This is a genomic window from Paraburkholderia sp. GAS32 (genome assembly GCF_050434225.1).
In the GTDB taxonomy this organism is placed as follows: Bacteria; Pseudomonadota; Gammaproteobacteria; order Burkholderiales; family Burkholderiaceae; genus Paraburkholderia; species Paraburkholderia madseniana.
Genome location: NZ_JBNPVS010000055.1, coordinates 43,233 through 65,932, shown reverse-complemented (window position 1 = coordinate 65,932; position 22,700 = coordinate 43,233). Strand labels below are relative to the sequence as shown.

Annotated in this window: 25 protein-coding genes; 14 read left to right on the top strand and 11 right to left on the bottom strand. The window is 59.8% G+C overall.

Features of this window, described 5'->3' with window-relative positions:
• Positions 1 to 316 precede the first annotated feature (316 nt).
• Positions 317 to 775 carry a cupin domain-containing protein gene (locus P3T25_RS41035; protein WP_266238697.1) on the bottom strand — a complete coding sequence of 153 codons (459 nt, stop codon included), beginning with the start codon at positions 773 to 775 and terminating at the stop codon, positions 317 to 319.
• A 313-nt stretch (positions 776 to 1,088) separates the two neighbouring features.
• Entirely contained in the window at positions 1,089 to 1,514 is a 426-nt protein-coding gene (locus P3T25_RS41030; protein WP_266238696.1) for a hypothetical protein, read from the bottom strand.
• Between the two features lie 332 nt (positions 1,515 to 1,846).
• Between P3T25_RS41030 and P3T25_RS41025 the strand changes: the two genes are divergently transcribed.
• The gene (locus tag P3T25_RS41025) at positions 1,847 to 2,353 is read left to right on the top strand and encodes a GNAT family N-acetyltransferase (RefSeq protein WP_429362931.1); all 507 of its coding nucleotides are present in this window, start codon (positions 1,847 to 1,849) and stop codon (positions 2,351 to 2,353) included.
• A 380-nt stretch (positions 2,354 to 2,733) separates the two neighbouring features.
• Here P3T25_RS41025 and P3T25_RS41020 read toward each other — a convergent pair whose 3' ends face one another.
• Positions 2,734 to 3,072: a hypothetical protein gene (locus tag P3T25_RS41020; protein WP_266238695.1), complete on the bottom strand. Its 339-nt coding sequence runs from the start codon at positions 3,070 to 3,072 to the stop codon at positions 2,734 to 2,736.
• On the opposite strand from P3T25_RS41020, the gene P3T25_RS41015 reads away from it, so the two are divergent.
• The 3 genes from P3T25_RS41015 (at position 3,071) to P3T25_RS41005 (ending at position 4,397) form a co-directional block, all read left to right on the top strand.
• Positions 3,071 to 3,505 carry a hypothetical protein gene (locus P3T25_RS41015; RefSeq protein WP_429362922.1) on the top strand — a complete coding sequence of 145 codons (435 nt, stop codon included), beginning with the start codon at positions 3,071 to 3,073 and terminating at the stop codon, positions 3,503 to 3,505. The two genes, P3T25_RS41020 and P3T25_RS41015, sit on opposite strands and share 2 nt — an antisense overlap.
• Before the next feature lie 89 nt (positions 3,506 to 3,594).
• Entirely contained in the window at positions 3,595 to 3,783 is a 189-nt protein-coding gene (locus tag P3T25_RS41010; protein WP_154567331.1) for a hypothetical protein, read from the top strand.
• Between the two features lie 110 nt (positions 3,784 to 3,893).
• On the top strand, positions 3,894 to 4,397 hold the full coding sequence (locus tag P3T25_RS41005; protein WP_154567330.1) for a hypothetical protein: 504 nt from the start codon (positions 3,894 to 3,896) through the stop codon (positions 4,395 to 4,397).
• 444 nt (positions 4,398 to 4,841) lie between these two features.
• Here P3T25_RS41005 and P3T25_RS41000 read toward each other — a convergent pair whose 3' ends face one another.
• From P3T25_RS41000 to P3T25_RS40980, 5 genes are all read right to left on the bottom strand, one after another.
• Complete coding sequence (locus tag P3T25_RS41000; protein ID WP_266238693.1) at positions 4,842 to 5,720, bottom strand: 2OG-Fe(II) oxygenase; 879 nt, start codon at positions 5,718 to 5,720, stop codon at positions 4,842 to 4,844.
• A gap of 625 nt (positions 5,721 to 6,345) precedes the next feature.
• Positions 6,346 to 7,038 carry a CBS domain-containing protein gene (locus P3T25_RS40995; protein ID WP_154567324.1) on the bottom strand — a complete coding sequence of 231 codons (693 nt, stop codon included), beginning with the start codon at positions 7,036 to 7,038 and terminating at the stop codon, positions 6,346 to 6,348.
• A gap of 1,151 nt (positions 7,039 to 8,189) precedes the next feature.
• Positions 8,190 to 8,771 (bottom strand): lecithin retinol acyltransferase family protein, encoded by a 582-nt coding sequence (locus tag P3T25_RS40990; protein ID WP_154567323.1) that lies wholly within the window; start codon positions 8,769 to 8,771, stop codon positions 8,190 to 8,192.
• A gap of 401 nt (positions 8,772 to 9,172) precedes the next feature.
• A complete protein-coding gene (locus P3T25_RS40985) occupies positions 9,173 to 10,282 on the bottom strand; it encodes a substrate-binding domain-containing protein (protein WP_429362918.1) in 1,110 nt (369 codons plus the stop codon).
• Between the two features lie 112 nt (positions 10,283 to 10,394).
• Positions 10,395 to 11,063, bottom strand: a complete 669-nt coding sequence (locus tag P3T25_RS40980) for a TetR/AcrR family transcriptional regulator (protein ID WP_266238691.1) — start codon at positions 11,061 to 11,063, stop codon at positions 10,395 to 10,397.
• A gap of 96 nt (positions 11,064 to 11,159) precedes the next feature.
• Here P3T25_RS40980 and P3T25_RS40975 point away from each other — a divergent pair, with 96 nt between their 5' ends.
• The 3 genes from P3T25_RS40975 to P3T25_RS40965 all read left to right on the top strand — a co-directional run bounded on the left by P3T25_RS40975 (position 11,160) and on the right by P3T25_RS40965 (position 13,985).
• Positions 11,160 to 12,176, top strand: coding sequence for a zinc-binding dehydrogenase (locus P3T25_RS40975; RefSeq protein WP_266238690.1), 1,017 nt, complete (start codon positions 11,160 to 11,162; stop codon positions 12,174 to 12,176).
• Positions 12,177 to 12,331: 155 nt separating this feature from the next.
• Positions 12,332 to 13,309 carry a zinc-dependent alcohol dehydrogenase family protein gene (locus P3T25_RS40970; protein WP_266238689.1) on the top strand — a complete coding sequence of 326 codons (978 nt, stop codon included), beginning with the start codon at positions 12,332 to 12,334 and terminating at the stop codon, positions 13,307 to 13,309.
• 76 nt (positions 13,310 to 13,385) lie between these two features.
• The gene (locus P3T25_RS40965; RefSeq protein ID WP_266238688.1) at positions 13,386 to 13,985 is read left to right on the top strand and encodes an NADPH-dependent F420 reductase; all 600 of its coding nucleotides are present in this window, start codon (positions 13,386 to 13,388) and stop codon (positions 13,983 to 13,985) included.
• Between the two features lie 95 nt (positions 13,986 to 14,080).
• Here P3T25_RS40965 and P3T25_RS40960 read toward each other — a convergent pair whose 3' ends face one another.
• The gene (locus P3T25_RS40960; RefSeq protein ID WP_266238803.1) at positions 14,081 to 15,034 is read right to left on the bottom strand and encodes a carbon-nitrogen hydrolase family protein; all 954 of its coding nucleotides are present in this window, start codon (positions 15,032 to 15,034) and stop codon (positions 14,081 to 14,083) included.
• A gap of 465 nt (positions 15,035 to 15,499) precedes the next feature.
• Here P3T25_RS40960 and P3T25_RS40955 point away from each other — a divergent pair, with 465 nt between their 5' ends.
• Both P3T25_RS40955 and P3T25_RS40950 read left to right on the top strand, forming a co-directional pair.
• The gene (locus P3T25_RS40955) at positions 15,500 to 15,988 is read left to right on the top strand and encodes an NUDIX domain-containing protein (protein ID WP_266238687.1); all 489 of its coding nucleotides are present in this window, start codon (positions 15,500 to 15,502) and stop codon (positions 15,986 to 15,988) included.
• A gap of 113 nt (positions 15,989 to 16,101) precedes the next feature.
• Positions 16,102 to 16,674 (top strand): GNAT family N-acetyltransferase, encoded by a 573-nt coding sequence (locus tag P3T25_RS40950; RefSeq protein WP_266238686.1) that lies wholly within the window; start codon positions 16,102 to 16,104, stop codon positions 16,672 to 16,674.
• A 234-nt stretch (positions 16,675 to 16,908) separates the two neighbouring features.
• Here the strand turns inward: P3T25_RS40950 and P3T25_RS40945 are convergent, their stop codons facing one another.
• Both P3T25_RS40945 and P3T25_RS40940 read right to left on the bottom strand, forming a co-directional pair.
• The gene (locus tag P3T25_RS40945) at positions 16,909 to 17,358 is read right to left on the bottom strand and encodes a hypothetical protein (RefSeq protein WP_166618371.1); all 450 of its coding nucleotides are present in this window, start codon (positions 17,356 to 17,358) and stop codon (positions 16,909 to 16,911) included.
• 248 nt (positions 17,359 to 17,606) lie between these two features.
• Positions 17,607 to 18,545, bottom strand: a complete 939-nt coding sequence (locus tag P3T25_RS40940) for a LysR family transcriptional regulator (protein WP_171926709.1) — start codon at positions 18,543 to 18,545, stop codon at positions 17,607 to 17,609.
• Positions 18,546 to 18,642: 97 nt separating this feature from the next.
• Between P3T25_RS40940 and P3T25_RS40935 the strand changes: the two genes are divergently transcribed.
• From P3T25_RS40935 to P3T25_RS40915, 5 genes are all read left to right on the top strand, one after another.
• On the top strand, positions 18,643 to 19,656 hold the full coding sequence (locus P3T25_RS40935) for a zinc-binding alcohol dehydrogenase family protein (protein ID WP_154567962.1): 1,014 nt from the start codon (positions 18,643 to 18,645) through the stop codon (positions 19,654 to 19,656).
• 24 nt (positions 19,657 to 19,680) lie between these two features.
• The gene (locus P3T25_RS40930; protein WP_115109045.1) at positions 19,681 to 20,106 is read left to right on the top strand and encodes a GlcG/HbpS family heme-binding protein; all 426 of its coding nucleotides are present in this window, start codon (positions 19,681 to 19,683) and stop codon (positions 20,104 to 20,106) included.
• A gap of 320 nt (positions 20,107 to 20,426) precedes the next feature.
• Positions 20,427 to 20,870, top strand: coding sequence for a GNAT family N-acetyltransferase (locus P3T25_RS40925; protein ID WP_266238685.1), 444 nt, complete (start codon positions 20,427 to 20,429; stop codon positions 20,868 to 20,870).
• Between the two features lie 349 nt (positions 20,871 to 21,219).
• Entirely contained in the window at positions 21,220 to 21,879 is a 660-nt protein-coding gene (locus tag P3T25_RS40920) for a DUF1326 domain-containing protein (RefSeq protein ID WP_266238801.1), read from the top strand.
• Positions 21,876 to 22,667, top strand: a complete 792-nt coding sequence (locus P3T25_RS40915; protein WP_266238684.1) for a DUF2182 domain-containing protein — start codon at positions 21,876 to 21,878, stop codon at positions 22,665 to 22,667. The genes P3T25_RS40920 and P3T25_RS40915 overlap by 4 nt, the downstream gene beginning before the upstream one ends.
• The last annotated feature ends 33 nt before the right edge of the window (positions 22,668 to 22,700 follow it).

Sequence of the window (22,700 nt, the reverse complement as noted above, 5' to 3'; positions counted from 1 at the left end):
GGCACCACGCGCCTCATCTCTTCGAGAAATTCCCGCTTGCGCGTGCGTTTCGTTGACAGATCCAGACCAAGGCCAAGTTGTGCCATCACGTCACCCCTTAAATTCTCCTGCTCCCAGGATAGTCCACGCTCACGTCAATGCCAGGACTTTTGCAGACTTTCCTTAGGGGTTGATCGGGACTGTTTGCGGATTGACCGCGATGCACTCCGTCATCTTTTGAGCCCCTTGATAATGAAGCGGTGTCCGAGTCAACGCTCAGCGCCATCTCATCCAGGGAGGGCATGAGCGCCTGCATCTGCAGGCTGGGGCGCCGCGCTCAGCGCTCGAGCAGATCCTGCGGCTCGATGCCCGCCTCGCTGCAATACCGCTGATAGTCGGCAAGGCGATCGGCGGTTGTGATGCGGCGTTTGACCTCACCATCGTGACCAAGATACTCGACCGTGCCCATCACCACCACCATCACGACCAGCGGTTCGTCACCGACCGCCTCCCACCAGTCGACGTTGCCGGTAGACTCGTGCACGTAGTCACCGGGTTCGACAGTTTCGCCAGTACAGAGGCGGCGCTGCCCTTCAAGGTTGAAGGCGTGCACTTCGCCGGTATGACGGTGCAGGCCAAGCTTGATACCTGGCGCCAGACGCATCAGTTCCACCCAGCCGCGATCATCTTTCAGGAAACGCAGCGGCCGCGACCACTTACCCGGCCCCTCTGGAATCCACAGCCCGTCTGCGGACAAGGGGTTGGCGCGGGTGACCGTATGTCGTTCATTGATCATGCGATGGCTCCGGATAGATAGCGACGTTGTTGTTCGGTTAGCAACGCACCGAGGTGCGCAACCGAGTCTATCACCCGTGACAGGCACGCATCTCCGCGAATCTCCGTAGATTGTTCCTGGGAAATGACTCACGTTAGGATGCGCGAGTTAGAGCGGTTGTCGCACTGCCATGCCGGTGACGGCTCAGGGTCGACTACCGCCGATTACCTGCTTCAAGAGCAACCCTTCAGATTCAAATAACACCCGGGGTGTGCCCGCAGTATTCCAGGTAACTGGCTGATGAGCTGAGATAGTTCCATGCTCCCGCCAGGCCTCAACCCTTTTTGATACCCTTGATCTCGCCGGCCAGATGCTCCAGCTTCACTACCGCGTCGCGATCTTCATCGTTGAGCGCCTTGCGCTTTTCCTGGTCAGGCATGACAACCATCAAGGCATCGATAACCGTTCCCAACTGGCTGCCGTAGCTTGCAACCTTGGTCAGGATTTCAACCTCGGTTTGCGGGTTGCCCCGCGTCCCGCTGATTACCTGAAAAAGCGAAATATTCCATGGGTTGATGTTCTGGCTCAAACTTGCCGGTGCGAACTGGGAATGAAAGGGAAAGAAGCCCGGCCAACCAAGCATGGCCTGCCAGTGTCCACCCGCCTTTTGCTGCAATCTGGCCAGCTCTGCGAGGTGCTTCCACAGTGCCACGTACTCCTCGGTCCGCTGGATGACCGACTGGATTTCGCCGGTAACCATGCATGCACTCCTAAAAAGGGCTTACGGCGGCAAAAGCGCTACGAGAGTCTATCCGGTTCAAATTAATTTGAGGTGGTGTTGAGCGGCCGAACCTGGCGGCTATGAGAGTCTGTACGGTGTAGACATGCCGAATGCGGTTCGCTGCTGCGGGCCCAGTTTTTTTGGTTCCGGTTCGGAGCGTGTTCGGCCAAAAGCGAACCTCGGTCATGCGCGTCCAGATTGTCGACGACTTAAATAATGGGCGTGGGCTAAAGGCACCCGAGAGTCAAAACTTGCGCGGCGTTGTTGATTTCGATTACGGTAAGCATTCTTTGGTCATCCCCTTAGTTCGCATGGTCACTGTCCGCCTCCTGGATCCCCACGACGCCGAGCGATTCAAAGCATTGCGTCTTCTCGCCGTCGACAATTCCCCCACATCCATATGGCCCACCCGGCAGGAGGAAATGGCGCGCTCGATAGAGGAGATCGCGGCCCGCATTCGTCCAACACCAACACAGGCTGTCTTCGGTGCATTTGACGGCGGGACGCTGGTCGCCATCACGGGCGTCCGTCGAGAACCGCTGTGCCAGGTGAACCACAAGGCCACGATTTGGGGCGTGTTCGTCAGCCCTTCATACCGTGGACGAGGAATCGCACAAACGCTTTTGTCGGCAGCGACAGTTCACGCGTCCAACGAGTGGGAGACAATCCAGTTGATGCTTTGCGTCAATGCGGAAAACCTGCCAGCAAAGAGGCTTTACGCGTCGCATGGCTTTCAGACGTTCGGCTTGGAGCCACGCGCGATGAAGGTTGGAGATCGTTTTTATGACGAGGAGCATATGTGCAAACAGCTAGTCTAGCGCGGCGCAGCGCGCTAGACCGGGTTCGGCCACGAACGGTCATTCGACATGGTCACCCAGATCGCCGACAATCCCGTTCATCGCCTTCACCGATACCGACAGACTACCCCGCTAAACGTAGCAAAATCCCGACGGAGCCTTCTTCTGTGGCATGTGATCGATGTGCGGACCTTTGCGTTCGCTACGCAATCAGACATCCTCGCGAGCTACGCAAAGCGATACAAATCGCCGCGGAGAACATCGCCGATAAAACACTTGTAGAGGTGCTGCCCGACAGCCCTTGGGTCTCCGTCTCATTTATCGAACTCGCGAAAGGCGCAGCATGGGACGACTACGTCGAGTACCATTTTCGCTGCCTGCATTGCGAGGAGAAGTTCTGGTTACACGCAGAAACGTATCACGGCAGTGGCGGATACTGGGAACCGACAGACCCAAAATCGATACGCGAAAACGTCACCAACTAGCCACATGCTGCCGATCGCGGCCATGCGACGTTCGGCCAATTTGGGACGCTCGACTTCGCGGTCTAAATCGCTAACCACCAGTTGAAATTGCGCGACATTTGCACGCTTTTTTTGATCGCGCGCTTCACCCCCGACGATTGAACTACTAGTCGTGCATCGGCCGGAAGCGTCGCGTGCAGCGTGCGGATCACTCAAGAATTTCCACTGTTTGCCGATATGGAAGTCGAGCCTCCTTTCATTGAAGCCGAAACTCATGACCCTGCGATTCAAATCATGGCTGCTGGCGTTCGCCTTGAGCGCAGCGTGTGCCGGTATCGTGGCGTGCCTGAACCTGGCACTCGACAGTCCGGAATATCCGCAGCCACCTTGGTTGATCTCTTTACATGTGGCTTGCGCATTCGTCGGCTCGCTCGCCATCACTCGTTTCATTCAGGGCATTCCCGCCGCACTGCAGGGGCCGAGTTCACGATCCACCGTCGCACAAGGCGTTGTCGCCCACAACAGGGTGGCCGTCGTGAACATCGTCGTGCCAGGGAAAAGTGCATTCTTCTCGACGGTCCGGTGCGTCATGATTCTCTGCTTTGTGCTGTGCCTCATGGAACAGTTTGTTCAAGTCGGCAAGCTTGCGGATGACACGAGCGGTTCAGCTTTCAGTCGCGGCCCGCAGTTGCGGAAGCTAAGTATATGAGGCCGGGTTGTAAGCGGCGTCACGAGCCATCTGCGACAGCAAAGCCTCCAGAAGAAGTAAATGATGTGCGTCGTCGGTCGGCGCCAGAGATGCTCGTCGTCTCCCTTCTCGCGCTCGGCATCGTGTCGATCTGCTTCGGACTTTACAGCCTGATTCAAGCATTCGACGTTTTCGATCTTCCGACCCCGTTCAAGATCTGGTTCTCGCGCGCCCTCGTCGCGATGGCGGTCGGCGTGATCGCCTTGCATATCGGCGGAAAGCGCGCAGAGGCGCTCTAGGGCACGGTGGAGGTCTGCTAGATGATTTTCAATCTGGCGATTGAGCATGATGCGAGGTATACGTGATCAGATTCGGCGATGTTTTCGGCATCAAACGGCGGAATTCCGCCATGAATGAAAAGCACTTGGCCCTCTACATGGGGTACGCGTTCAGTCACGGGATCAATGTTCAGCACCTTCTTGCACCGGGCGAGCTAACGGTTCCGTACGTTGTCTACTGGGATAATGGGACGCCCACACCGGTCCCCTATCCCGCAGCGACTCAGCACGAAGCCGTTGCAAATTCGCGATCAGCACGAGAACAGACTGTCGGCGGCTCCGGATGGTCGTCCGGTCGCGAAGGGACGATCACTCAGAACGACGGCACAAAATTGGACATTTTGTTGATCGAGGGTTGGGTACCAGGACTTGATGTGCCACTCGAAATGTTCGTGTATTACAGGACGCAACCGTTCAGGCTGATCCACGGATTCATGTGGAAAGAACATGCGCAAGCGCGAAAAGAAGGTCAATCCTTTATGACCGACTTCAAGCGCGGCATCCTGATGCAGCCATTCGGCCAGCGATGTATGGAAGACATTGAAAACGCGGAGCGCGTCCAGTTCGTGCGGTGATAGTCGCCCGCGACTCGAGCACTTACGCCGGGCACTCGGATCGGAAGCGATCGAATTGGCCAGGCATTGCAGCAGCGTCGATGGCAACAGATGAACGGCCGCTTTGTAGAAGAACAAATGTCCCCTTGGGGTCGAACTGAGCCGGTCAACATCCGGTGCAGTACGGCCACCTTCAGCCATTCGTCCAATGCATTCAACGGACACCCGAACGTCGCCTCGTCCACGGCAGCGGACACTTGGGATCGATCGGGTCGTCGCAAATCAGTACATGGCAAGTTTCCGTCGTAGACGGTTCCCCGCACCGTAGCTATCGACAGTTGCGCAATGTCGTGACCCTGCGTTGGCTTCGCGCGTGCCCCATTGGCAGCGTGCCGATATGGGCACTCGCGAAATCCAACGACTGATTGTCAACCTGATCCGCAAGGTCGCGATCACGAACGTTAGTCACAGCTGCGCACGCGCCTCGGCGTGCACCCGCTGCATCATCCAGCATGCGATGCTCATGCGATCGCGCGTGGCGGGCAGCACCTCGTGTTCAAACTGTGCCGAAAGAAACAACAGCAGCGTTCCTGCGCGCGGAAAGATGTCGTGATGCGACTGATCGGCAAGGTAGAGCCGCAGTGCGCCGCCCTCGGTGTCCCGCCACCCTTCGTTGAGGTAGAACACGGCGGAGATCACGCGACTGTCGTTGTTACGCAGGCAGTCGAGGTGGCGTGCATATCCGGCGCCTGGCCGATATACCGCGTAGTGCGATTCGCTATCAACCAGGCCGAGAAACAGGTCGCGGTTGAGCGCGATCCGTAGCGCTTCGATGCGATCGGCGAACGCCTGCTGCCGCGTGCTCAGCGCCTCAGGTTGGAACCAGCGCGTGCTATCGCCGCGCAAAAGCGTGGCAGCGCGATCGGCCCCTACACGGGCTGGCGTCAACAGCTGCGCGTCGTGCATGTCCATGCATTCGGTCGACAAGGCCTGCGTCTGGGTCCGCGACAAAAAGTTCGGCACGACACACCAGCCATTGCTGGCGAGCGCAGTCGTCGCGATGTCGAATTCGCTGGATCGAGAATTCACCGAGACATTCATCGCCTCTTCCGGAGCGGGGTCGCGGATCAGGCAATCAGCGAGCACCTCTATTTCCGTTTCAGTCAGCGGTCGTTCCAGAAACTCATCCCTTTTCACGTGCTCTCCCGATCGCGCCTCGCTCGGGTCTGCTACAAGCTTGCCAAAACCATCAGGCGTTGGTGGAGGCGCGTCGACCACAGGGATTGACACGCGCCGGAGCCTAAGAGGAAGGATGGAGCTGAGGTAGTCTATCTGTTTGGACATCGGCGCAGTCTACACGAGCCGTCCATACCGACAGCCGATGCTCGAACGGAGGCTTTGGCCATCAGGACAACGTCGGACCTAACGGCGGAAGCGGGTCGCACTGAAACAAATAACCACCGCCCTACGATGCTGGCCACCGACCTCCACCGAACTTCCGTAGCCGACCCGGAACTGCCGTTCCAAACGGGAACAGAATTACGACGGCTCTCGGAGTACAACGGACGTTCCCTTCATCGTCCATACTGGTCTAACGCATGCAGTAAATGAGCGGCTATCTTAGCGCGTTCCGATGAATGACCGAAACAGGCCTGTCTCTGCCGAACATGGCGGGGCCAGTTCGTCGCGAGCGCGACGAACACATTCGCTGTCGGTGACGATGTACAGGCGGTCGCGCTGTTTTTGCGTGATCGCGCGAGCCGCTCGCCGCATTCGTTGCTCGCGTCCGGCACGCGCGATCTCGAGCACCGCCACGCGCCATTGAGCCTATGTCGCAAGCGGCCGGCCAACTCGCACCGTTCATCGCGTCGGCCATCCCGATGCAATGGGCCCACACGCCTTCGGCGTCGACGAGCCGGCGCAGCTCCTGGTCGAACGGCCCTGCACGCGTCTTGCGACCACCTGCGGACTATAGCGACGGCATCACGCTCGGAAACACCAAGTGACTCTCCACGTGCTTGACGCCGGGCACGCCCTCGGCCGCGATGCGGATCGCGCGCTTTTCCTCCTCGGACTCGATCACGCCCCATAGATGCGCGACGCCGTCCTTGACGAGGACGCCTTGTTTCGGCAACCCCCAGGGCTGCCCGTGCATTTCCAGGACTATCGCGTCGCGCAGGCTCACATCGTCGTGCGAAGCCGAGTCCGCGGCCAGCGCGACGCTCGCGAGTGCGCGGATCAGGTTCGAGCGGCTCACGATTCCGACCAGCTTGCCGTCCTTCAGCACCGGCACGCGTTTGAGATGCCGGCGCTCCATGAGGTCCGCGATCTGCTGGAGCAGCATGTCCTCGGAAATCGAAATCACCTGGTCGCACATTACGTCGCCGACGACATGCCCGTGCTCCTTCACATACCTCGCAGCCTGCTCGCGGGGCGACGACAAAAGGAGTTCGAGCCACCACGCGCGCTTTCCGCGGCAGGTGCCGGTCTCCACGCGATGCAGCAGGTCGCCCTGGCTGACGATGCCGACGACCTGTCCGTTCGCGTCGACGACCGGCATGCCGCTGATACGATTATCGACGAACAGTCTTGCCGCGTCGTGGATCGTCATGTCCGGTGTGGCGGTGACGACGGACGGCGTCATGATGTCGAGTGCGCGCATGGTCGCTCCCTCAGCGTGTCGCGACGGGTCCCCATCTGTTGCACCCGTCGTGCGATTTCGGCAGACGCACCGGCGGCGGGCCGCGCGGTGCTGAGGCGCCTGAATCCAGTGCTCAACAAACGGCCGCTCGCTCCAGTGTCGCGCATGCGGCGATGACTGTACGCTGTCCGGACTCTCGCGGTTCTGATGGAAGTGGCCAATGCTCGCGAGCAGCGCCTGGTCGCAGCCGAGTTCGTCGATTACGTCGTCGAGCGACAGCACGCCGACGATGCCCTGCGTATGTCTGGCTCGCCGTTTGCGCAGGCAGCGATTAAAGGACGGAGGCCACCAACACGGCCGTCTATTCGGGAATGCAAGTCAATATCGTCGGTGACTCGATCGAGGCAACACAGTCGCGACAGCGACCGACGTTGTGATAGTGAATTGCTCCACCAACGATCATTTTCCGACTGGTCTCGGCAGACGCGTGCCGACGAGCCTCACGAAAGCCAGCGCATTGGCGACTTTGTGAGTCAGCCGCGCATTAAGATTGCGTCGCGACAATGATCATAGGCTGCATCTAGAGAAATATCGGACAAAAGCGAGGTGAATTCTGACTCCGGTTCCGTAGAAAACCCAGCCGTTGCTTCATGGAGTGCCCTATTAAGTCGACTTGCGGGCGTCGCCAAGATGGTGGCTGACTGTAAGTCTGAGCCTGCACTTCGAATATTCCCTCGACTGCAGCGCCAGTGCCCGTCGAGTCGATAGCGCCTGTTCGCTTTGCTCGGGAGCGGTCATTGCGAAAGGACTACTTCCGAGAAAGCGTATGGCGAACGATGCGCTGGTGACTGTCGGCGTGCGACGGTCCGCAGTCTCGGCGGAGCCGCCGCTCGAACGTCCGTGTGAAAGCGTGGGCGAACGGCCGCTCCGCCGGACAACGGTCACGCTCGTCTGGTCAACGACCACCGCCGCCGTTTGCACACTCGCATATCACCTTGGTTGCGAACGGCCGCTTTGGAGAAAATCGAATGCTGAGTGCCGGCCCGCTTCGGTGGCTCGTGGCTCTGTGCATGGCAAAAAACAGGAACGTTCGCTTACGCAGACCGTCGGCCGCAATGTTTACGTATGCTTGCCGGACCTCGGGCTGAACTAATCGCCATACATGGGCACGCTTACGCGGGGCCGGACATTATCGGACCCATCAAGCGCTCTTTGGCGGTAGCGCCGACGCAGTCGCTCTTTACGTCGAGCAACGCACCCCTGCGGTTGCTGACCATCCGAGCGAAGTAATTGATCGACATCTTGAACAGGCCGGCCGCTGCGCCCATTGCCGCACGCGGATAAGTCAGGCACGCGCGCACTTGCTCGCTGCGGCTTTCGCCATACAGGCACCACGTACAGAAGTGCTCGCAGTTATTGGTCAGCAGCCTGTATCGATTCTCGCCAAGGCGCGAGCGCGCCCGTTCTACAACTTGCCGGTCGGCGTAACCTGGACGATTGCCCGGCTTTATCCACACTTCGCTTCCGGCAGCGAAGCATGCAATCGTCACCTCCTCGACAGGTCCGCGATGCAACGACCGGGCAAGACCCGCATAGTGCACTACCTTGCCTTCGCCCACATAGATGCCGTGGTGGCGGTACGCGCCGCGAGGTGTCACGAGATGTGCGCCGAGAGCCGGTTCGCTTCCAACTCCGAGATGCCACAGCATCTGTATCGTCGCACTGGTGCGCGACGCGATAGTGGCGTGTCCCATGATTCGACTCCCAACTGCAACCTGCATGAGCCAAGCATAGAACCGAAGATGTATTCACGATAATTAAAGATTTTTTTGAATTCCATAGTCGATTGGTTATGGGTGGCGGCCTTGTTGGCGCAATTCACCGTCCAAGTGAGATAGGGCGATCAGCATGTCCAGATGTCTGCGCGACAGCCGCTTCGCGCGGCGCTCGCTGAGGTTGTACGCGGTCTGGAGGCAGAAAATTCGCACGCGGGCAGGCGGTCAAGACTTTGCTTCTGCTCGCCCGCGGGTGATAACGATGAGACGCGTCCGTTCGCTCTGGCCGATGACTTGTCGACCGACCTGAAGGGATGAATGACCGCTGCACCCACATAGCGACCGTCGAGGCGGTGAGGCGCACGCTCACTCCCGCGTCGCTATCGACTGTAGTTGGCTATCACGGCGCGTACCGCCGGGTCATTCCTGTTTGCGCGTGTCACCGTCACCACGTCGACAAATATCGTTGGCCGAGGCGGATGGCCCTGCAAGGCAGCGACCAGCGTCTCGATCGACTGATAACCCATACGGTAGGAATCCTGCACAACGTCCGCGTATATCATGCCGTGTTCAAGCGCATCCAGAAATTCCGGGCGCCAATCGAACACGACCAGGCGAGGACGAGTGCTGACCGGCATCTCTTCGACGACGTGCAAGGCCCCATAGGCCGTCGTCTCGTTCGGAGCGAAGACCGCGTCGAGGCGCCCTACGTCACCGGACAGGACCTTGCGCACCTGTGCCTCCGTCTCGCGAAACTGATACCCGACATAGGGGGCGATGACCACACGCCACCCGTTTTCACGTGCGACGGTCAAAAACCCCTCCTCGCGCGCAGTCGTCGAACTGATATTCGGCGCGAGTCTCAGTACTGCAATTCTGGCGCCCTGGTGCAGAACGGGTACCAGACTCAGGGCCGCAGTTCTACCTGCCGCGAAATTGTCGGTGCTTACTGTGGAAATCGCGTTGTAATCCGTGCTGCTCCGGTCGACGAGTACCGTGGGAACTGCGATCGAAATCGGCGTCGCTACACCTTGCAGTGACTCGGGCGCCAACACGATACCCGTTACGCCGCTCTTCACCAGGTAGTCGATCATTCTCAACTGGACATTGGGTTGTGGGCCAAGTGACATTCCATCGGAAGGACTGCGCATTACCAGTTCGACATGGAGATCGTCAGCCGCACGGTGCATACCCTTGCTCATCGTCGCCCAGAAATCCAGGGCCGAGCCAGCGAGCACCACACCGATCTGGGTGGCAGGCGCCGCCTGCACTGCCCCCGCCAATGCAGTAACCACTACAAGAAGTGAAAGCGTTCTGCGCATTGAGTGTTGCCGTGGTACCAAATATGCGTTCTGCTGCGTACGCAGCGCGGCCCAAAGGGCCGCAACTGATTTAGCCCGTGTCATCGTGGAATCACCCGGATGACCAGTCCCAAGCATTGGGAAATTAATTGCGCCCGACGGATGTGTCAATGCATTTCGGATATCCATCTCCCCGTCTACAGCTTGCCTCGACGACCTGAAAGACCTGAGGGCATTCCCTCAGCTGCAGTGCGCAAATCATGTCCTGCATTGCGAGGATGAAAGCGTTGGCCATGCCTTGTCAGACAACGCGCGTCCCCCGGGGCCTTGCAGATCTCACCCGACCGCTTTGAGCCGGCCATGCTTGCATGGCGACATCTGCGATCGCCTTCAGCTTTTGCGGGCCGCCTCCGTCTCTTGCCTGGACAGCCATTCCGCGGGTCACGGCGCTGTAGAAGGCAGCAAGTGCGGGCACGTCGGTGTCAGGCGGTAAGTCGCCGTCTTCGACCCCCTTGCGCAACCGCTGCGCCATCATCTCTTCAGCGTTTGCGCGGTGCTCGGCCATCGTCTCACGAATAGAAGCGAGTTCGGGGGGCACGTGAGTGCCGGCCAGAGAGATCATGCAGCCCGATGGGTGGCTGTCTCGAGTGAATTCCGCGACGGTAGCATCGAGAAGCTTCTTGAATGCTTCTCGCGTGTCGGCCGTGCCGAACAGTCTGCCAGCGAACCAGACTTCGGACATGCTCAGGTATGCGTCCGTCGCTTCCTTGTAGAGCTGCTCCTTGCTGCCGAACGAGTTGTAGAAGCTCGAGGGGCTGATCCCCATGGCCTGGATCAACTGGTCGAAGGAGGCTCCTTCGTATCCGTGCTCCCAGAAGAGCTTCATGGCTCGGTTCAGCGCTTCCGTACGATCAAAGGTCGAGGGCCTGCCGCGGCTGCGCCGGGGTTGCGTATCGTTTTTTGTAGTCATGGCTCCAAAATTAATTGACATGCTGTAGAGATGAACCTATTCTGCCATAACGGAGCGATCGCTCCAATAATCAAATCCTTGCAGAAGGAGTCTGCGATGCAGCGAATTATTCACACTAGCCACGGCGAGCCTGCCGAGGTGCTCAGGCTGGAAGCGCTTTCCGATGTCCCTTCTCTTGCGAGCGGAGCGGCGCTTGTGCGTGTGTCCGCCACACCGGTTCATCCGGGCGACTTGCTGGGCGTCTCCGCTTCCCCCGCCTTCGGGGCGGCTCCCCTCATCCCGAGGGGAGGTCGAGTGCCCGGCGTCGAAGGTGTAGGGGTGGTGGAAGCGCTAGCCGCTGACATCGACCCTTCACACCGGATTCAGGTCGGCACACGTGTGGCCTTCTTTCCCGTCAACGGCGCCTGGAGCTCCAGGATCGCCGCGCCTGTCCAGTCGCTGATACCCGTGCCCGATGAAGTGAGCGACGAGGTCGCAGCGCAGATGTTGGTCAACACGTTGACTGCACGCCTTGCGATGCGAGCTGGTCACAACGCGTTGCCCGAAGACAAGCGCGAAGATGTCACCGTTATTCAGACGGCTGCCAATTCCGCCGTCGGAAAGCTGCTCACTCATCTGCTCGTCGAAGTGGGCGTCAATCCGATCCTGCTCGTCGGCTCCGCGGCGAGCGCGCAAGCACTTAAAGCTGCTCGCCCCAACCTTTCTGTCATCGGCACGGAGAACCAGGGCTGGAAGGACGAGCTTCGCGATGCGCTTGCGAACAAGCCCGTCTACGTGGCGTTCGATGGCGTCGGCGGCGCGCTATTGCCCGACGTAGCGAGCTTCCTCGCTCGCGGTGGAACGATCGTTAGCTACGGCTCCCTCGGCGGCGCTGCGGCGGACATTCGTTCCATCGCCCCTCGAGCGCTGACCATTAAGGGGGTGTCGTTGTTCAGTTGGCAATTCGAAGCTGCGGCGGTGCACGATGCAGACGTGGCCAAGGCGCTCGAGCTCGCACGCAACTTCCCGAGCCTTTTTCCCGTAGCGGAACGATATCAGGCGAGCGACTACCAGGGAGCGCTCGAACATACGTACCGCAGGGGAAGGACCGGCATGGTGCTGCTCGCGTTCTAGCGCTACGCGTCCTGAGCAATGTGAAGCACTCCTCGTCATGAGGGGCGGCTTGATAGCGTTCACCCCGGTCTTTGCACGATTTCGAAATGAACCCCGAGTGCCGAAGTATTGCCTCCCGGCTTTCCAGCCAAGCATCTTATGAAAGGACGTAAGCCATGCGTGCTATCCACAACACCGCTTTCGGCGACCCCGTCGAGACTCTGAAACTCGTTGACCTTCCGGAGCCGGCCAACCCCGGCCCGGATGAAGTCCTGATCGAGATGGAGTATGCCCCCATCAACGGCAATGACCTGGCCGTCATCACCAATCGCTTCGCCTACTCGACTCCACTGCCCTCTGTCGTGGGCAACGAAGGCGTCGGGCGAGTTCTGCAGGCAGGCTCGAATGTCTCCAACGTGAAGGTCGGCGACCGCGTGTTACCGCCGCTTTATGCGTTGACCTGGCGCGAGCGCCTGGTGGTCCCCGCCAAGGGGCTGATTGCGCTGCCTGCAAACGTCGATCCACGTCAACTGGCCATGCTGCGCATCAATCCTCCCACGGCCGTACTACTGCTCGGGCGCTTCGTTGACCTCAAGGAAGGCGACTGGATCGTGCAAAACGCGGCCAACTCCGGCATCGGCCGCACGGTGATCGCGTTGGCGAAGAAGCGTGGCCTGCGGACCATCAACTTCGTACGTCGTCCGGAACTGGTCAAGGAACTGGAGGAAGCTGGTGGAGACGTCGTTCTCGTCGATGAGCCGGGCGCCATCGACAAAGCCAAGGCCGCAGTCGGTCCGGGCAACGTCCGTCTGGCCATCGACGGCCTGAGCGGTTCGGCTGCGGTGCGCCTGATCGACGTGCTGTCGCAAAACGGTACGCTGGTGAGCTATGCGTTCACAAGCGGCGAGCTGGTCATGCCGCTTAAGGTCGTGGATCTGCATCTGCGCGGCATCGTCGTGCGCGGCATATACATCGACCTTCCCGAATACCTGCCGCACATCGTGGACGCAATCAACGAGTCTGCCGAACTGATGGCTCGCGGCGAGCTTGACCTGCCTGTGGCCGCCGTCTATCCGCTTGCGGACTACCCAAAGGCCGTCGCTCACGCAATCAGGGGTGGCAAGGTGCTGCTCGACTTGCGTTCATCGAACTGACCAGGCTGTTCTCCCACGTGCCGTGCTCCTGGACGAGCATGGCTTCGCTAACTTACGTTGCCGCTGAGGTGTCGAAATGAAGATTGGTTTTATTGGAGCCGGTGCTGTAGCGCAGTCCATCGCCAGGAGTGCCATTCAAGCAGGACATGAGGTTGTCTTGAGCGCTCGTCGCGGGCCGCAGGCTTTGGGCGATATCGTGGCCGGACTCGGTCCGAACGCGTCGGCAGATACGGTCCAGGAGGTGGCCCGGCTCGAGCTGGTCATGCTCGCCGTTCCATGGCTTCAAGTCCCGTCGGCCCTGGATGGGCTGCCCAATTGGGCAGGTCGCATTCTGGTGGATACCACCAATCCTTTTACGCAACTCGAGCCTGAGCTCGTTCTGGCGGACCTGGGGGGCACGGGCGCCAGCGAGATCGTCGCGGCACACGCGCCAGAGGCTCGCGTCGTCAAGGCGTTCAATGCTATCCGCATGGAGCACTACGACAAGGGCCCGAAGTTTCATGACGGAAAGCGCGTCATCTTCGTCTCCGGTGACGACAAGGACGCAAAGGCGGTGGTGATCGGACTCGTCAACGATTTTGGCTACGCACCGGTGGATCTTGGCGGTCTGGTTTCGGGCGGTCGCATGCAGCAAGCGGGTGGTCCGATTGCCGGCCACGACTGGGTCGTCGCATAGGACCGCAAGGTATGCAAACCAATGAAATGAGTTGCGCAGTTTCCGGCCCGCATTCTGTCGCATCACATTGCAAATGACGGCTTCCGCGCTGACCTTCAGGAGCCACTGCCGAATCCATTTTTCTCAAACACGACCGGAGGCGTTGCCGCTTCGTTGACATGCAAACGGAAGACGTCCGGACGCGAGTAGTGACCCGTGACGTCAAAGTCATATTTCGCCCGGGCAAGGTCGTTGAGGTCAAGATCGGCCACGAGCAATGCATCCTGCTCAAAGATCGGACCGGCAATCAGCTCGCCAAGCGGGCTGACGATGCAGCTTCCGCCGCTCATCAGCACAGTGGACGGATCGTTACCCTGGATTGCCGCATAGTCGGTTGGGCAATCCGATCGGCGCAGGTGCTGGCAGGCTGACAATACAAAGCAACGCCCCTCCAAGGCAACATGCTGCATGGAGGAAGCCCATGTTGGCCGGCTGTCAGCGGTGGGGGCGCAGTAAATCTGGACACCCTTGGCGTACATCGCCATACGCATCAATGGCATGTAGTTTTCCCAGCAAATGACTGCGCCGAGCCTGCCGAACGGCGTGTCGAAAACCGGGAGGGTCGACCCATCGCCATAGCCCCAGATCAGCCTCTCGCCGGCGGTTGGCATCAGCTTGCGATGCTTGCCGAGCATCGTACCGTCCGGGCCAAAAAACAACGCCGTGCAATACAACGTGCCATGGTCCCGCTCGATTACGCCGATCACGATGTATTGTTTGTGGTCGGCAGCAACCTCGCCCAACCGGCGGGTGCCGGGACCTGGCACTTCTATCGCGCTGTCATAGTAACGACGATAGTCGTTGCGGCCGGCAGCGGTCCTTCCACCAATTGTCGAGCCGAAATCGAGCCCCTTTGGATAGGCTGAGACGAATGCTTCAGGAAATACGACAAGTTGAGTTCCTTGTCGCGCGGCGTCTGCGGTAAACGTCGCGACTTTATCGAGGGTTCTGTCCGCATCGAAGACGACGGATCCCGATTGCACTACCGCAGCACGTAATTTCTGTTGCATCAGAATGCTCCACTGAACGTAAGGGTTTGCAATCGGGAACGCTCCGGCTTGCTCGCTCATTGGAAGCTCAGTCGCAACCCATGTGAGCCGGCGGAGTCCGTCAGTCGCAACTAATGTGAGGTGGAAAATTCGTTGATTGCGAGCACGGCCAGGGTGGAATACAAGCCGCTACCAGTATAGGTTCCTAGCAGGCAAGCTTGCTGCCTGGATATAGGCGGCAACGGCAGCCCTCAAACGGCCGGCCGTTTCGAGTCAGGTTATGCCGGTCCCATGAGACTCCACGCGGCCATGAACGACCGATCGACATACGCCCTTGAATTGTTGACAATCGCTATCCCGAGCGAGAGCAGCTACTCGCTAAACTACGGTTTCCAAGCAGTGGTGTGACAGACGCTGAATGACCTAAGCCGCACTAACGCGGCGACCCGGAAGATCCTCTGACCATGAAAGGAAAGGAGAGAACTCATGCCGAGCCTTGAATGGGTGCGACCGGCTACGCTTATCGACTCTGCCTGGCGCATGGTGCTTCGCCTCGGCTTCCGGCTCGCTCGCGCATGGTGGCATCTTCGACGGCCTCGCCATGAGGGCGCGCTAGTAGCAATCTACGTCGGGCGGGCACTGTTGCTTGTGAAGTCATCGTACCGGACCGAGTGGAATTTTCCTGGCGGTAGTCTCCGGCCCGGTGAGACCCCTGATGCAGCGGCGCAGCGCGAAATGGAGGAGGAGATTGGTCTGTCGTCGTACACATTACTCCCCGCGGGCAGCGCCTGTGGCACTTGGGACGGACGAAGAGACCGGGTGCATTTCTTTGAGCTGCACCTCGATTGCATACCCGAGCTGCGGCTTGATAATCGTGAGATTATCGCCACGCATCTGGCATCGCCGGAGGAATTGCACGGCATCGCGCTGACAGGGGCGGTCGCCGCGTATCTCCGCAAAGATCTCTGCTGTTAGTTGGCCCTTTTCCTTTCGGGAAATTTCGACGGGTCCTGGTGCCGGGAAAGCAGCCAGCCGGTCCCGCCCAGCGGCCAGTTCACACCGAGCTTGACTAATACACACATGCGCTCATGACCTTGCCAACCCCGACACTGCATACCGCTCGCCTGCTATTGCGCCCTTTCACGGAAGCCGATACGGACTCCATCTACACACTGCAGAGCAACCCACGCGTGTTGCGTTACTGGGACGCGCCGCCATGGAAGGAGCGCGCGCAAGCAGAGCGCTTTATCGCGGTTTGCAGGCAAATTGAGCAGGAAGGCACCGGCGCGCGGCTGGCCATCGAGCGTGCCGCCGACGGTGTGTTCATCGGCTGGTGCTGTTTGATCAAATGGGATCCAGACTATCGCAGCGCGAGGATGGGCTACTGCTTCGATGAGGCGGCATGGGGCCAAGGCTTCGCCACCGAAGCGGCAGGCGCTTTGTTGCAATGGGCCTTCGACACGCTGGACCTGAACCGTGTTCAGGCCGAGGCCGACACGCGCAACACGGCATCGAGCCGCGTGCTGGAGAAGCTCCGGTTTGTCCGCGAAGGCTCGCTGCGAGAAGATTGCATTGTGGATGGCGAGGTATCTGATACCTGGGTGTATGGGCTTCTCAGGCGGGAATGGATGCCGTTGCAGTCAGGGTCGGCAGCAGAATGAAATGGTGGAACGTTTGATCGCACAGGAACGTCCTCAGTTACTACCTGAGGGCCGGCTTACGGGCCGTACCCCAGCGACCGCCCTGGCCACTGATTTATGCCTTTCGCGTTGGACAGTGACCGGCCAATTCCGGTCGGTCGTCGATGTCGCTCCATAACGGACACTCGCCATTGAGTCCCGGACGCGCACAGCGCTTATCGACACAAACTGGGCTCGGACGGAACGGCGAGCTCGCTAAATGTGGACCCAAATTGCTCTGAGTTTGCAGCCAAGCGCGTCCTCGACCTGGGACTCTTGGGCGACCGATAGACCACGTGTGTTCGGATTCATCGCCTCAAGTACGAATCGTCCGAATGCTGCCGGCCACACATATCCGAGGTCGTTCAAGGAAACACTTGACTGGCAGCATGCGGTCACGACAACGAGGTCAGAGAGGCGGCCAGCAGCGAAATCGTCCATCCTGTTTGCCCACCAAGGTTCGACGTTCGTGCCGCACACGGGGCAAATTACGCCTTCCCAATTCGCACCGGGATGGAAAAATTCGATTTCCTGCTTGAACGAGAATACGACCTCATCCGCATTGGGGACCAGCCGAGAAAACAGCGCAAGTGCAGTTTCAGCGGCCAGCTCGGTTGGCCTGAACTCAGGGTCGAGGGGAACATATTGCAACCAGTTGTCGGACATGATGAACCAGTCGGATCGGGATTGTGTGCGTTGCCAGTCCTGCGCGTTTGCGAGACCCGGCTACATGGTGAACGGCCGCTTTCGACAAATCTGAAGGTCCCCTCAGGGTCGGGTACGGAAGCTCGGCATCGGGCCGAGACACTGGATGTTCGGACTGACCGTGTACTTCCGGGTTCGGCCAACAGACAACCTTCGCGGGCAACGGGGTTCGGACATTCAGACGTCCGTTGCGCCCTGTAGGCGGCCAATTAAATCGCGAGTACAGCCTGAGTGCCTCCGGATGGATGGCTGGCAAGCAATGCAGTGCAGCGCTCCCGCAAGAAAGCATGCAACGCGTTAATCGCCGGCGACAGTTGCGCACGGTGAGCACAAATCAAGTGCAGCGGCGCGAGCTCGCAATACTCCGGGGGAAATAACTCCACCAGCCGACCTGCCTTCAGATCGTCAATGAGGTCCAGCCGCGACTTGTAGACAAGGCCTTCCCCGGCTATCGCCCAGCGACGAACTGCATCGGCATCGTCGCTGATGCGATTGCCTGTGACGGCCACGGTGCGCTCGCCGCCAGGCGGGGTAAAGTGCCAGCGTTCATGTATCTGCTCGCTCCAGACGTACCGAAGGCAGTTGTGTCGCCGCAGATCCTCAACTTTGGCCGGTGCGCCATGCCGTTCGAGGTATGACGGCGCGGCACACAATGCGCGTCGATTGTTGTCGACCAGTTTCATGGCCAGAAGAGACGAATCTGGCAGCGCTCCGTAGCGCACGAGCGCATCCAGCGGCTGGCGGATGAGGTCGGCCGCACGGTCGCTTATTTTCACGTGCAGCGACAAACCAGGGTGCCGGTGCTGAAATTCATCCAGCCACGGTAACAACAGGTTTCGACCAAAGTCAGACGGAGCGGACAGCCGCAGCGGCCCGGACAGCGCCCCCCGGCCGTCGGCCAGGGCATGCTGGCCTTGCTCCAGCGCGCCAATCATGACCCGCGCATGCGGCAGGTATCGCTCCCCGGCGTCCGAAAGTTGCATGCTTCGCGTCGAACGGGTGAACAGGCGCGTGTCCAGCGCCTTTTCGAGTCGCTGCACTGACGCACTCGCATGTGCGGGCGCGATATTCAACTGGCGCGCCGCCTCCGAGAAGCTGCCGTAGTCCACCGTGTGTACGAAGATCTGAACGTCATCGAGTCGGATCATTTTCATCGAAATGCCGAAATTGTTTGGGCTCGGCGGGTATTTATCCGCATATCGACGAAAGATAACATGGTCTCAATCACCCTTGGAGACCATGTGTATGAAAGCAATTGGCTTCTATCAGAACCATCCCATCAGCCACCCGCAGGCGCTGCAGGATATCGAGCTGCCGACGCCGGAGCTGCGCGACCACGATCTGCTGGTGGAAGTGAAAGCGGTATCGGTCAACCCGGTCGATACCAAAATCCGGCGCGGTGGAGATATTCCGGAAGGCGGTGCGCGCATCGCCGGCTGGGACGCGGCGGGAATCGTCCGCGCGACCGGTCCGCTGGCAACCCGCTTCAAGGCAGGCGACCGTGTCTGGTACGCGGGTGACATCAAGCGGCCCGGCAGCAACAGCGAACTGCACGCCGTGGACGAGCGCATCGTCGGACCTATGCCGACCTCACTGGACTTCGCCGCGGCCGCGTCGTTGCCGCTGACGACGATCACTGCGTGGGAGCTGCTGTTCGACCGTCTGCGTGTTCACGCAGCGGACCCGACCGACAACAACGTGCTGCTCGTCATTGGAGCGGCTGGCGGCGTCGGTTCGATTCTGACCCAACTGGCGCGCGAGTTGACTGGCATGACCGTCATCGGCACGGCCTCGCGGCCGGAAACCCGCGAGTGGGTGCTGGCCCATGGCGCACATTACGTCCTCGATCATCATCAGGCCTGGGCACCCCAGTTGGCCGCGCTCGGCATCGAGCACGTTACCCACGTTGCCGGGCTGAACAACAGCGCCGCCTATGTGCCGCAAATCGCCTCCGTGCTGCGCCCGGAAGGCCAGTTCGCACTCATCGACGACCCGGTGGGTCTGGACATCGGGCCGTTCAAGGGGAAATCCATCTCGATTCACTGGGAGCTGATGTTCACCCGCGCGATGTTCACCACCGACACCCTCGCACGGCAATACGCGTTGCTGCGCCGCGCGGCGGAGCTGGTCGATCTGGGCCGCCTCAAGCACACGCTGACCCGACGCATTGACGGCATCAACGCCGCAGGTCTGATCGAGGCGCATGCGCTGGTCGAGGCAGGCAATATGATCGGCAAGGTCGTCGTCGCCAACCGCTGAACTCTTCTGACAATGAGCATCAACATGACATCGCAAATCATCAGCACGACAACGATCAGCCTGGAAGCTGCACAAGCATTGCTGGCAGAAGCGCGCCGCGCGTGCGCCGCGCGCGGATTCGCCGCGACCATCGCAATTACCGATGCAGGAGGCCACCTGCGCGCTTTCGAGCGAGCGGATACCGCCCCGTTCCTTACCGTTGATGTCGCCATCGACAAGGCATGGACCGCCGCGTCGTTCGGCATGGCCACGCACCAATGGAATCAGTACATGGCCGAGCCCACCGTTGCCCCACTGGCGCACCATCCGCGGCTGACGCCGGTCGGCGGTGGCGTACCGATCTTCCACGAAGGGCGTCTGGTGGGTGGCATCGGTGTTTCTGGCGGAACATCGGTTCAAGACCACGAGGCCGCTGAGGAAGCGCTGCGTCACGCAGGGTTTAAGCAGTAAGCCTGGGCCGTTGAACGATCGCCTTGCCGTCAATCGACAAACGTCCACAAAGAGGTGGAACCATTGCTCGTGAGGGACCGGCGCGGACGGCCGGATCACTCCGATAACTGCCATTGAAGCCCTGGCGGCTCGAACGGCGGCTCCGGGTCGATTTCGGCGGTTCGTCGGGAGCCCAGGTTCGCCAGCAGCAGATCGGCTAACTCAGCTATCCGGTGAATGGCATTCCGCGTCCGTCGACATTAGCTGGCCCAACCGATTGATGCCGATCCCCTGTATCCGATATTCTGGCGAAGACGTGCTTATCGCGATCGGCGGTTGTAATGAATCTGGATTTTCGACAGGCCGCACCTGAAGACTCGGAATGGCTATTTGACACGTACCGGCGAACGATGAAAGGTTTCGTTGCCTCAGCGTATGGCTGGGACGACGACTTGCAACAGGCGGGGTTTGCCAAAAGCCTTCGCCAAGGCGCTTGTCAAATAGTTACATGGGAAGGCAACCGATGCGGATTTGTGCACTGGGACGTCGAACCGGATCTCGTATGGCTGAGAATGCTTTGTATCGTGCCGGAGATGCAAAACAAGTCGATCGGCAGTGCAGCGATTGCCAAGGTGATGTCGTTGTCCAGTGACTTACAAAAGCCGGTGTACTTGAATGTCTTCGTATGCAACCGAGCTGCCTACGACTGGTACAGCAGAATCGGTTTTGTCGAAATCGAAAACGACGGCAAGGTCTCCACTTTGGTGCTTGCTCCTACCGTTTGAAAAGCGAATTGCCGCCCCTCGTCGTGGATGGAAAGGTGACCGGGGAGATGGTGTCCAACATCATTGTGGCCCATGCCTGAATTGCGGCGCGCGAGATAACGAACGTCGCCCACCTCCGTCAATCTTTCGAGCGCATCCACCACCGTTCCCAGATACGGTCGTGATAGCTGACGAGCCGCTTTTCTCCTGCGATGTGGATCAGGTGGCGGCCGTTCTGACCGCAGGCTCCTCCGTCAAAACATCATATGTAACGCCCATCACAATCGCCCGCGCGCCCAGTCAACCCAAACTTTGACTTCCCTCCCCCCTGCCATACACTAGATTCGAAGCACGCTACTCGTCACGGAGCATAAGGAGAACAACCACGACTCCCTGGGAAATCCAAGGCACCGAACTGATCAACTGCAATTGCTCATACGGTTGCCCGTGCCAATTCAACGCACTGCCGAACAACGGCTTCTGCGAAGCGATGGGCGCCATCTCGATCAGCAACGGTTACTACGGCGACGTGCGACTCGACGGCCTCAACATCGCGGTCGTGTTTCAGTGGCCGGGACCGATCCACGAAGGCAAGGGAAAATGCCAGCCGATCGTCGACGAACGGGCCAGCCCGGAACAACGCGAAGCCATTCTGAAAATCATGACGGGGCAGGACACCGAGCCGTTCGCCACGATGTTCTCCGTATTCGCATCGACGCTCGAGCAAGCATTCGATCCGATCTTTACGAAGATCGATTTCGATGTTGATGTCGATACCAGACGCGGCCGGATTCATGTCGAGGGCGTATTCGACGTTGTCGGCGAACCGGTCCGCAATCCCGTAACGGGCGACGAGCATCGTGTCCGAATCGACTTGCCTCACGGCTTCGAATACGAGCTTGCCGAGATCGGCTCCGGCACCAGCCGCTCGCACGGAAACATCGCACTGGATCTCAAGGGGACTTACGCCCAGTTCGCGCGACTGCACTTGAATAACAAAGGACCGATCCGGCATCGCGCTGCCGCATGAGCAGCGTCGAAAATATCCTCGGACGCGAGCGCGTCATCACCGCGCTCGGCATCGTCGCCGTCGTCGCGTTGTCGTGGGCCTACTTGTGGACGGGCGCCGGAATCGGCATGTCCGCGCTCGAGATGACGGCCGTCGCACTGTTCCCGCATCGACTGGCAGATGGCGGCGGGGGAATGGATCCGTCGCTGCCCACCGTGATCCTCATGTGGTGGGTGATGATGATCGCGATGATGACGCCCAGCGCGGCGCCGCTCGTCCTGTTGTATCGACGCGTATTGCGGCACCACTCCGCGATCGAGGCCAGGTCGGCCATCCCGTCGTTGTTTCTCCTGGCCGGTTACCTGATCGCATGGCTGGCATTCTCGATCTGCGCGGCATCGCTGCAGAAGGTGCTGCAACCGACCGGCCTCATTTCGGAAATGATGTTGTGGTCGAAGAGCGCGCCCCTTTCCGCGATCGTTCTGGCTGCGGCGGGCGTCTATCAGTTCTCGCCGCTCAAGCGCGCCTGCCTGACGCAGTGCCGTTCACCAGTGAATTTCCTCACCGCGCACTGGCGTCCTGGCGTCGCAGGCAGCTTCCTGCTCGGGATGCGTCATGGCATTTACTGCGTGGGCTGCTGTTGGCTGCTGATGGCGTTGTTGTTTGTCGGCGGCATCATGAATCTCGTCTGGATCGCCGCGCTGTCGCTTATCGTTTTCGTGGAAAAAATCCTGCCCGGCGGTGAGCGTGTCGGCCGCGCGCTGGGCGTCGTGCTGATCACCTGGGCCGGCGTCACCCTGTTGGTGTGATTGGATTCTCTCTTCTCACACGGTCATTCAAAT